At 46.5% G+C, this 8684-nt stretch carries 8 protein-coding genes and 15 tRNA genes; 21 read left to right on the top strand and 2 right to left on the bottom strand.

What is annotated here, in order from left to right:
* The first annotated feature begins 3 nt into the window (after window positions 1-3).
* The 17 genes from ACRYI5_RS09720 to ACRYI5_RS09640 all read left to right on the top strand — a co-directional run bounded on the left by ACRYI5_RS09720 (window position 4) and on the right by ACRYI5_RS09640 (window position 4002).
* Window positions 4-75: transfer RNA gene (locus tag ACRYI5_RS09720), tRNA-Gly, on the top strand.
* Window positions 76-91: 16 nt separating this feature from the next.
* Window positions 92-177, top strand: a tRNA-Leu gene (locus tag ACRYI5_RS09715).
* A 6-nt stretch (window positions 178-183) separates the two neighbouring features.
* A tRNA-Arg gene (locus ACRYI5_RS09710) sits at window positions 184-257 on the top strand.
* Between the two features lie 32 nt (window positions 258-289).
* A tRNA-Pro gene (locus ACRYI5_RS09705) sits at window positions 290-363 on the top strand.
* A gap of 31 nt (window positions 364-394) precedes the next feature.
* Window positions 395-468 (top strand) — tRNA-Met (locus ACRYI5_RS09700).
* A 19-nt stretch (window positions 469-487) separates the two neighbouring features.
* Window positions 488-561, top strand: a tRNA-Ile gene (locus ACRYI5_RS09695).
* A 22-nt stretch (window positions 562-583) separates the two neighbouring features.
* A tRNA-Ser gene (locus tag ACRYI5_RS09690) sits at window positions 584-675 on the top strand.
* Window positions 676-692: 17 nt separating this feature from the next.
* Window positions 693-766, top strand: a tRNA-Met gene (locus ACRYI5_RS09685).
* A 4-nt stretch (window positions 767-770) separates the two neighbouring features.
* A tRNA-Asp gene (locus ACRYI5_RS09680) sits at window positions 771-844 on the top strand.
* An 8-nt stretch (window positions 845-852) separates the two neighbouring features.
* Window positions 853-925: transfer RNA gene (locus ACRYI5_RS09675), tRNA-Phe, on the top strand.
* 18 nt (window positions 926-943) lie between these two features.
* A tRNA-Gly gene (locus ACRYI5_RS09670) sits at window positions 944-1014 on the top strand.
* 5 nt (window positions 1015-1019) lie between these two features.
* Window positions 1020-1093: transfer RNA gene (locus ACRYI5_RS09665), tRNA-Ile, on the top strand.
* Window positions 1094-1102: 9 nt separating this feature from the next.
* A tRNA-Ser gene (locus tag ACRYI5_RS09660) sits at window positions 1103-1190 on the top strand.
* Between the two features lie 23 nt (window positions 1191-1213).
* A tRNA-Glu gene (locus tag ACRYI5_RS09655) sits at window positions 1214-1286 on the top strand.
* Window positions 1287-1418: 132 nt separating this feature from the next.
* On the top strand, window positions 1419-2657 hold the full coding sequence (locus tag ACRYI5_RS09650) for a peptidoglycan bridge formation glycyltransferase FemA/FemB family protein (protein WP_448225117.1): 1239 nt from the start codon (window positions 1419-1421) through the stop codon (window positions 2655-2657).
* Window positions 2658-2789: 132 nt separating this feature from the next.
* Window positions 2790-2863 (top strand) — tRNA-Met (locus tag ACRYI5_RS09645).
* A gap of 146 nt (window positions 2864-3009) precedes the next feature.
* On the top strand, window positions 3010-4002 hold the full coding sequence (locus ACRYI5_RS09640) for an FAD:protein FMN transferase (protein WP_448225116.1): 993 nt from the start codon (window positions 3010-3012) through the stop codon (window positions 4000-4002).
* Between the two features lie 49 nt (window positions 4003-4051).
* Here the strand turns inward: ACRYI5_RS09640 and ACRYI5_RS09635 are convergent, their stop codons facing one another.
* Window positions 4052-4552 (bottom strand): antibiotic biosynthesis monooxygenase, encoded by a 501-nt coding sequence (locus ACRYI5_RS09635; RefSeq protein WP_407879933.1) that lies wholly within the window; start codon window positions 4550-4552, stop codon window positions 4052-4054.
* A 134-nt stretch (window positions 4553-4686) separates the two neighbouring features.
* Here ACRYI5_RS09635 and ACRYI5_RS09630 point away from each other — a divergent pair, with 134 nt between their 5' ends.
* The 3 genes from ACRYI5_RS09630 (at window position 4687) to ACRYI5_RS09620 (ending at window position 7074) form a co-directional block, all read left to right on the top strand.
* Window positions 4687-5427, top strand: coding sequence for an MBL fold metallo-hydrolase (locus ACRYI5_RS09630; protein ID WP_448225115.1), 741 nt, complete (start codon window positions 4687-4689; stop codon window positions 5425-5427).
* A 303-nt stretch (window positions 5428-5730) separates the two neighbouring features.
* The gene (spxA, locus tag ACRYI5_RS09625) at window positions 5731-6138 is read left to right on the top strand and encodes a transcriptional regulator SpxA (RefSeq protein WP_407879930.1); all 408 of its coding nucleotides are present in this window, start codon (window positions 5731-5733) and stop codon (window positions 6136-6138) included.
* 183 nt (window positions 6139-6321) lie between these two features.
* Window positions 6322-7074, top strand: a complete 753-nt coding sequence (locus ACRYI5_RS09620; RefSeq protein WP_407879928.1) for an adaptor protein MecA — start codon at window positions 6322-6324, stop codon at window positions 7072-7074.
* A gap of 66 nt (window positions 7075-7140) precedes the next feature.
* Here ACRYI5_RS09620 and ACRYI5_RS09615 read toward each other — a convergent pair whose 3' ends face one another.
* Entirely contained in the window at window positions 7141-7482 is a 342-nt protein-coding gene (locus ACRYI5_RS09615; RefSeq protein ID WP_448225114.1) for a hypothetical protein, read from the bottom strand.
* Between the two features lie 150 nt (window positions 7483-7632).
* On the opposite strand from ACRYI5_RS09615, the gene ACRYI5_RS09610 reads away from it, so the two are divergent.
* Complete coding sequence (locus ACRYI5_RS09610; RefSeq protein WP_448225113.1) at window positions 7633-8670, top strand: competence protein CoiA; 1038 nt, start codon at window positions 7633-7635, stop codon at window positions 8668-8670.
* The last annotated feature ends 14 nt before the right edge of the window (window positions 8671-8684 follow it).

Genomic DNA, 8684 nt, shown 5'->3' with positions numbered 1-8684 from the left:
TATGCGGAAGTAGTTCAGTGGTAGAACATCACCTTGCCATGGTGGGGGTCGCGGGTTCGAATCCCGTCTTCCGCTTTGCCAATTCAATGATGCCGGGGTGGCGGAATTGGCAGACGCACAGGACTTAAAATCCTGCGGTCAGTGATGACCGTACCGGTTCGATCCCGGTCCTCGGCACTATTTGCACCCATAGCGCAACTGGATAGAGTGTCTGACTACGAATCAGAAGGTTGTAGGTTCGACTCCTACTGGGTGCATTGCGACTTAGTCGCGAGATTCAAATTGTTTTCGGGAAATAGCTCAGCTTGGTAGAGCACCTGGTTTGGGACCAGGGGGTCGCAGGTTCGAATCCTGTTTTCCCGATTTATAAATAGCTTTTGTAGTTATTTATGATCGCGGTGTAGCTCAGCTGGCTAGAGCGTCCGGTTCATACCCGGGAGGTCGAGGGTTCGATCCCCCCTGCCGCGATTGGTACCGTAGTGAACTTGGACCTTTAGCTCAGTTGGTTAGAGCAAACGGCTCATAACCGTTCGGTCGTAGGTTCGAGTCCTACAAGGTCCACTAATGGTCCACTTGTTTTTATGGAGGATTACCCAAGTCTGGCTGAAGGGAACGGTCTTGAAAACCGTCAGGTGGGCGCAAGTCCACGCAAGAGTTCGAATCTCTTATCCTCCTTTTCTTTTTAATATTATCGCGGGGTGGAGCAGTCTGGTAGCTCGTCGGGCCCATAACCCGAAGGTCGTTGGTTCAAATCCAGCCCCCGCAATTTTGGTCCCATGGTCCAGTTGGTTAGGACGCCTGCCTGTCACGCAGGAGATCACGAGTTCGAGTCTCGTTGGGACCGCTTAAAATGGCTCGGTAGCTCAGTCGGTAGAGCAATGGATTGAAGCTCCATGTGTCGGCAGTTCGATTCTGTCCCGCGCCATAGTAACAACCATGTTTTGCGGGTGTAGTTTAGTGGTAAAACCGCAGCCTTCCAAGCTGCTGTCGCGAGTCCGATTCTCGTCACCCGCTTTCATGGGCGCATAGCTCAGCTGGTTAGAGCGCACGCCTGATAAGCGTGAGGTCGGTGGTTCGAGTCCACTTGTGCCCATTTGGTTTTGGGGAAGTACTCAAGTGGCTGAAGAGGTGCCCCTGCTAAGGGTATAGGTCGCGTAAGCGGCGCGAGAGTTCGAATCTCTCCTTCTCCGTTTTATCAATTAATATTTATCATGACCCCTTGGTCAAGTGGTTTAAGACACCGCCCTTTCACGGCGGTAACATGGGTTCGAATCCCGTAGGGGTCATAAAAATAAAAAGAGGACTCACAATTGTGAGTCCTCTTTTGTTTTGTTCGTAAAATTGCGAATGACGTTTACCAACAAATAACAGTTACGGATGATATGATGGTAATAACTGAAAATGGGGGATTAATAAGCATGCAGCAAGTGGTACAACTAGACGAAAATGAATATGATTTATTTGAAAAAAAGGCGCAACTTGGAACGTATATGCAAACGGTTGAGCAGGCCCATGAATTGAAGGCTCGGGGTGTGCAAACGGCTTATTTGGGGCTTAAAAATGACGATAATCAGCTGATTGCGGGTGCCCTGGTGAGTTGGCGGAAGCTTCGGCTTGGCAGCGCATTTGAAGTCGTTGGTGGCCCGTTAATGGACTATGATAACGAACAGGTTGTGACGGCCATGATGAACGGGTTGAAACAATTTGCTCATGATCATGGTGGCTTAACGTTGCATGTTCAACCGACGTTAGCAGTTCATGAATTAGACAATGATGGTCAAGTACAAGCGACACAGAATCAAACGGCCATCCAGAACCTTAAACAGGCTGGTTTTAAGCACACACCAACGGTTGCAGGCTATTCCACAGCGACCCTGGGATACGAATTTGTTAAACCATTAACGGGTGTATCTGTGGCGACTGTTTTTTCGACCTATGAAAAGGATGCCCAATATGCCCTGAAGAAGACACAGCAGTTTGGTGTCCGGCTTAGAGAAATCGATTACGATGAACTACCACTGTTTCACCAGTATACCAGTGAGACAGCGCAACGGCTTAACTTTGAGGATAAACCGTTGGATTACTACCAAAAGACGTACCGAGCATACGGTGATGACGTTAAGTTTATCTTTGCTGAAATTGACTTCGATGCGTACATTCAAAGTCAAACGGACCGGATCGATGAGCTGACGGGTTTGCTTAACGAACTTGATAAAAAGATTGCGGAAAAAAGTAATAAACATTTGAAGGCCCGTCAGCATGAATATTTAGATCAGGTTAATCAGCACAAAAAACGGATTCATGACGCAGAAACGTTTAAAGCGGAGTATGGCAACGTAGCGGTCTTGTCTGGGGCGATGTTCTTCATTGAGCCACAAGAAATTGGGTACATGTTTAGTTTTACAAATGATCAGTTTAAAAAGTTCTATGCGCCATACATGATTCAAGATCACATGATTCGGCTGGCCATTAAATTAAACATTCCGTTATATAATTTCTACGGCGTTTCTGGGAACTTCGATGGTTCTGATGGCGTGTTGATGTTTAAACAGGGCTTTGGTGGCGTTACGAGAGAGAATATCGGTGTCTTTGATTATTCGGTCCGGCCAGTTGTTGAACGTGCTTACACGCTCATTAAACGTCTCCTGGGTAAGTAAAGGGCAGTTAGCATTCGATCAAGGATCAAATGATTTATCGCAAGTCATGACTAGACTTTAAACGTAGTTGGTGGTATGATTATATAGTTGATTTGAACAGTTGCTGTTCAAGTTGACCAATAATTCTATTATCGCGGGATGGAGCAGTCTGGTAGCTCGTCGGGCCCATAACCCGAAGGTCGTTGGTTCAAATCCAGCTCCCGCAATCATGATAAGTAAGCATTCATCTTAATTGGTGAATGCTTACTTTTTTAATCGCAACTATTTAATGCCATGATGGACTAAAAATGATGACAGAACCAGTGACGTGGGCTCATAATGAAACATAGATTATTGGCGAGAGGATGATACAATGAACGAAATGCAGGCAGGGTGGGCCGGATCGGTTAGTTCAGAAGGACTTCGGCACCAGGAAAGCCAAGGGTTTCATGCGCTGGGAACAAAAATCCAGCTAACCACGTTTGGCATTCCAGTTCCGGGGTTACTTGCCCAGAGCAAGCAGTTAGTGAACCGATTTGAAGATGAGCTAACGGTCAATCGACCAGCATCAGAAGTGATGGCCATTAATCATGCAGCCGGTGATCATCCCGTTCAGGTATCGGGAAGTACCTACACGTTGGTGAAGATGGCCGTGGCGGCGAGTTTAGAAAATAGTGGATTTAACGCCACCATTGGTCCGTTGGTCAAGGCGTGGCACATTGGCTTTGTCGACGCCCACAAGCCCGCAGAGGAAACGTTAGCCCGAGTTCAGCGACTAATTGATCCCCAACAGGTTGTTTTGGATGACGCACTGCAAAGTGTGTTTTTAAAGTCTGCAGGGATGGAGCTGGACCTTGGCGCGATTGCCAAGGGGTACATTGCCGACCGAATTCAAGACCTCTGGCAATCGGCGGGAATTTCCGCGGGGATGATCAACCTGGGCGGGAACTTACTATTTGTTGGGCCAGCACCAACACATGTTGATCAGCGCTGGCGAATCGGGATTCAGGACCCATGGTCGGCGCGGGGCGCCACGTTAGGGCGGGTTGTTCTCCCGGCGTGCTCCGCAGTTACCTCAGGCGTGTATGAACGCCATTTAACGGTTGATGGTCATGATTACCACCATATTTTGGATGGCCGAACCGGCTACCCGTTTGAAACGACGCTTGCCAGTGTAACTGTTTTTAGTCGGCAGTCTGTGATTGGTGAGATCGAGTCAACCCGGCTCTTTTTTGCGGGTGGTGCAGATGAAACGTGGCTGGCAGCGCACCCGGATTGCTACGGGGCTGTGTTCATTGATAAGGACCACCAGCTATCCACCGTGGGATTAACACAACAGGATGAAACGACCTTTGGATTAGCCTAAAACAAGCCATGCGCCCTAATTACACTTAGGACGCATGGCTTGTTGTTTGTTAAGCTTTATCGAGTGAAGTCCGTTTATAAGCCACTTCACGGTAGTTATACTGAGTCTGTTTGTAGAATGGTGTAAAAACACTGAATTCAGGGCTTGAGAGCCAAGCGTGATAATCAGTGACTTGCTCCCAGGATGAGAGTAGTAAATAGTCGCTGGGAGATTTTGTGTTTTCTAGCAACAGGAACGCGCCCAACCCCAGTGGCTGATCCTGATCCAAAAAGTGATCAACACTGGCACGCAAAATTTTTGCGTGATCAGGGTCTAGTTGCAAATTGATGAATGAAAAGAAGTCATGATATTCAGGCCGTGGCCGTTCTGCCAAAACGTTAAAGGAAATTGGGTTTGCAAAACGATTTTCACGATCTGAAACATCAAGCAACATTAACCGTGCGACACCACTGGTCTCGGACAACGCCATCAGTTGGCCGTGAGGACTATCAGCCTGGATTTTTTGAAGGATGGGTTTGGTCCCAAACGTTAACGATACTGAACGTGTCATAATCAATTACCTCCATCAATTACTTTCACCTTAATTATAGTCGACTTCTTAAACCTTGTAAAAAGGGGACGCTTGACGGGGATAAATTTAAGGTTGACCATGTACATTAAAGACAACGTAAGGGGGACAGATAAATGAAATTAACAATCTTGGGTTATTATGGTGGTTATCCTGCAAACGGTGTTGGGACGACGGGGTACTTGCTAGAAAGCGGGGACTATCATTTAATGATTGACGCTGGTAGTGGGACGTTATTAGCACTTCAACGTGTTCTAAGTCCACTCCAACTGGATGCCGTCCTACTAACACATTATCATCATGATCATACGGCCGATGTTGGGGTCCTTCAGTATCAATGGCAATTGGATCAAGGCAAACGGAAGCAGCCGGTGCTCCCAATTTACGGGCATACCGAGGACCCGTTAAACTTTGCCGCACTTACCTGGCCGAATGCGACGGTGGGGCGGCCCTATAATGACCAAACACCATTGACCCTTGGGCCATTTTTGATCACGTTTCTCAAAACTAAACATCCTGTCCCAACGTTTGCCGTTCGAATTGAAGAAACAACGACGGGACGGGTTCTGGCCTTTAGTGCGGATACTGCCGCAATTCCAACGATGGCTGCATTTGTTCAGCACGCGGACTTCCTCATGGTTGATACGAACTTTTTTGCAGATCATGACGGTCCAATGTGGCACATGACGTCGACTCAAGCGGGGGTGTTGGCAAAGCAAGCAACCGCTAAGCAGCTGTTACTGACCCATTTGCCACAAACCGGCCAATTATCCGTTTTACGCGATCAAGCTCAGGACGCAGCAGGCCCGACTGTTTCAGTTGCGTTGGCCTCAGCAAAACAAGAATGGCAAATTTGATTGTGTAAAAGATGATGGACCTGGTGAGTCAATGTGTAAGCGGATTCTCAATAAAAACCAGCTTATAAAAATAAGACGGTAAAAATGATATGAAACGAAATGTGTTTTTGCAATTAAACCAAAATTTGTCGATTTTTAGTAAGTTAATAAACGAATATCAAACATCTGTCTATATTGCAAAACGAATGTACGTTCTACTTATTTAAAAGAAGTCTTTCATTTTTGGATTCAGTGTTGTACAATATATTCATAGGATAATTCGATCTACCCAACTCAAATTAGGCATTAGGGGGACGACAATTTATGAGTAATCCGGTAACATTATACACATCGCCAAGCTGCACTTCTTGCCGGAAGGCACGCGCTTGGTTGATTGAAAATGACATCCCGTTTTCAGAACGGAACATCTTTGCGGAACCACTTTCAACTGATGAGATTAAAACAGTCCTAAGAATGACTGAAGATGGTACTGAAGAAATTATTTCAAAGCGCTCAAAGGTCTTTCAGGACTTAGACATTGATTTAGATGAATTACCAATGAATCAGCTGATTGAATTGATTCATGAAAATCCTGCGCTATTACGGCGGCCCATCATCATGGATGATAAGCGGCTCCAAGTCGGTTACAACGAAGACGAAATTCGGCGGTTCTTGCCACGTGACGTCCGGGCGTTGGAATTGGCTGAAGCACAACGATTAGCAGATTTATAATAAGTTACAAGAATATTTGCAACGAGTCGAATCTATGGGATAATATTCCGTGGATTCGTTTTTTATTGTTCAGCCGAAAAAGTCGGTTGAAATGAGGTGGTTAAACTTTACTTTGCCGCCTAGAAGACTAGAATATGAATAAACATTTAGTCTGGATCTTTTCTGGTGAAAGGGGTGTTTTAAATGGAGATGGAACGCATTAATGAAAATACAATCCGTGTGTTGATCGGTAATGAGGATCTGTCAGCGCGGGGGATTACCGTGCTGGATCTATTGGGAAACCATCAGCAGATTGAACGCTTCTTTTATAGCATTCTGGAAGAGGTTGATGTTGATCACCAATTTCAAGATAATGAAGCGGTGACCTTCCAAGTCCTGCCGAACCGGAATGGCCTGGAACTATTTATTAGTAAAAACGTCGATCCAGATGGTGATGACAACCTTGACTTTGATGATGAAAATGATGATTTGAGTGGGGCGGTCGACTTTGACAGTGCCTCAACGGATCAGGTGTCCGATTTTATCAAGGAGCAGTTGCAATCCCGTGATGCAAGGGACGACGAAGCAGATGAGCGGAAGAGCCAAATTAAAGACGATGATGAGGATGCGGACGATTTGAAGGGGTTTATCAATAATCCAGATATGCCAACGCATGAAGTAGTGTTACGACTAGATGACTTTGAAAACTTGGTGTCCATCGCGCAAACGTTGCGTTTAGAAGGGGCCGTTTCAAATTTATATAAGTATCGTGATCACTACTACCTTGAATTGGTATTCTTTACGGATCAGACAACGCCTGAGATGATTAAAAATGATGTTGCGGTTGCTCTGGAATACGCCAATAAGACCAGTATTACGGGGGATGTGTTGACCGAACATGGTGAACGGGTCATGGAGACGTCAGCATTAGAGTTAGCTCGCCACTACTTTAAGTAATGGTGTAAAAGTGCATAAAAATAAGGCTCCAGAAACCAGGTTATCCCGGTTTCTGGAGCCTTATTTTTATGCCTTAAAGTTCTTCAGTTTGCTGAGGTAAAATGACGCCCCAACGATGGCCACGATTCCGCCGACAAAACCGAGGAGGAGGCTAACACCCCCACCGACGATGAGCAAAATTCCGGGCATTGTTCCAACCCGTGAATCATCACGGTAATAAACGGTGCCGGTAATCCCCAAAGTTAAAATTGCGATTTTCAACAGAGCCAAGATGACGAAGACTGTAACAATGGCAACTGAGTTTTCAGTCATCGCAGTTCCGGCAACGATGGCGAATCCAAATAATAAAATAATGCCGCCAATAAGACCAGTAATCCCACTAGCGGTTGCTAACGATCTTTTTTTCATGCAATGCGTCTCCAAAAAATGACCAGCTTTTAATGTCCTCAGTATTTGGACAAACCACAACACTCAACATGTTAGCATAATGATCACCATTTAACCTAACTTTCGTTCAAAAAGCGGTCGTTTTCGTATGTGACTGATGGAGGAGACATAATGTTAATTGCACAACAACGGGTCACGGGGCGGCTAACTGACGCGAAAGACGCGGGGCACGAGGACCCCTTTATTTGTCCAGCGTGTCATCAATGCGTGGTGCTTCGGAGTGGTCGGATTCGGCAGCCGTATTTTGCCCACCAACGGCGTCAAGCGTGTCACAACTTTAGCGAAGGCGAAACGGACCAACACCTTTTAGGAAAGCGGCAGTTGACACAGTGGTTTCTCGCACAAGGTGGGGTGGTGCAGTTGGAACGACCGTTACAAGCACTTCACCAGCGACCAGATTTACTATTAAACGGGCGGGTTGCAATTGAATTTCAGTGTAGCCCCATTAAACACAGGCACTTGCGTGAGCGAATCAGCGGTTATCAGCAGGGCGGTTACCAACAATTATGGCTACTGGGCCAGCCCTATGCGCCAAGAAAACGTTTGAACTTGGGGAAGGTGGGTCAGTTCCTTTTGTGGCACCCGACACATGGGGCGTGCGTTTTGTATTGGTCAACGACTAAAAATGCGATGGTTGTGTTGAGTGGCATCAAGGTGGCACCGTTTTTACCCGTTTTGTTTCAGGAGAAGCAGTTTCAAACATGGTCGAGTTGGCATGAGTGGTGGCAAAAGCGTGAGGGCGCTTGTGGTGAGACACAGCTTTCAGTTGCGAACAGACGGCGACAACAGCGGGCCATTAGCTGGGGCTTGCACTATCGGCAACCAACCGTCATGGCCTGGCAGGCATTGTGTTACGCGCAACACCAAACGTTGCAAACACTACCGGAATGGGTTTTTGGTGATGAATACGAAACGCCATACTGGCTTAATAGCGTGTTGGCTTGGCGGATACCATTAGTATTATGGTGGCAATTACACCCAACAAGTTCCACCCGGCAACGTGTGACTGCCTGGCAACAGTACGCGGTGCCGAGCTTTCGTTGGTTTCAAAACGTACATTTGGTATCTCGACAAATGAGACAAACGATTAGTGAACAACAATGTGCAACCTTTTTTTGTGCCGAACATGAACAAAGTCTGCTAAAGTAGAAGGCAAGATTCGA

The organism is Furfurilactobacillus sp. WILCCON 0119, assembly GCF_053471565.1.
This window is presented reverse-complemented; position numbering and strand designations above follow the sequence as displayed.

Coding starts and splice junctions, on each gene's coding strand:
- ACRYI5_RS09650 (WP_448225117.1), top strand. CDS start 1,419: ATGCAGCAAGTGGTACAACTAGACGAAAATGAATATGATTTATTTGAA.
- ACRYI5_RS09640 (WP_448225116.1), top strand. CDS start 3,010: ATGAACGAAATGCAGGCAGGGTGGGCCGGATCGGTTAGTTCAGAAGGA.
- ACRYI5_RS09635 (WP_407879933.1), bottom strand. CDS start 4,552: ATGACACGTTCAGTATCGTTAACGTTTGGGACCAAACCCATCCTTCAA.
- ACRYI5_RS09630 (WP_448225115.1), top strand. CDS start 4,687: ATGAAATTAACAATCTTGGGTTATTATGGTGGTTATCCTGCAAACGGT.
- spxA (WP_407879930.1), top strand. CDS start 5,731: ATGAGTAATCCGGTAACATTATACACATCGCCAAGCTGCACTTCTTGC.
- ACRYI5_RS09620 (WP_407879928.1), top strand. CDS start 6,322: ATGGAGATGGAACGCATTAATGAAAATACAATCCGTGTGTTGATCGGT.
- ACRYI5_RS09615 (WP_448225114.1), bottom strand. CDS start 7,482: ATGAAAAAAAGATCGTTAGCAACCGCTAGTGGGATTACTGGTCTTATT.
- ACRYI5_RS09610 (WP_448225113.1), top strand. CDS start 7,633: ATGTTAATTGCACAACAACGGGTCACGGGGCGGCTAACTGACGCGAAA.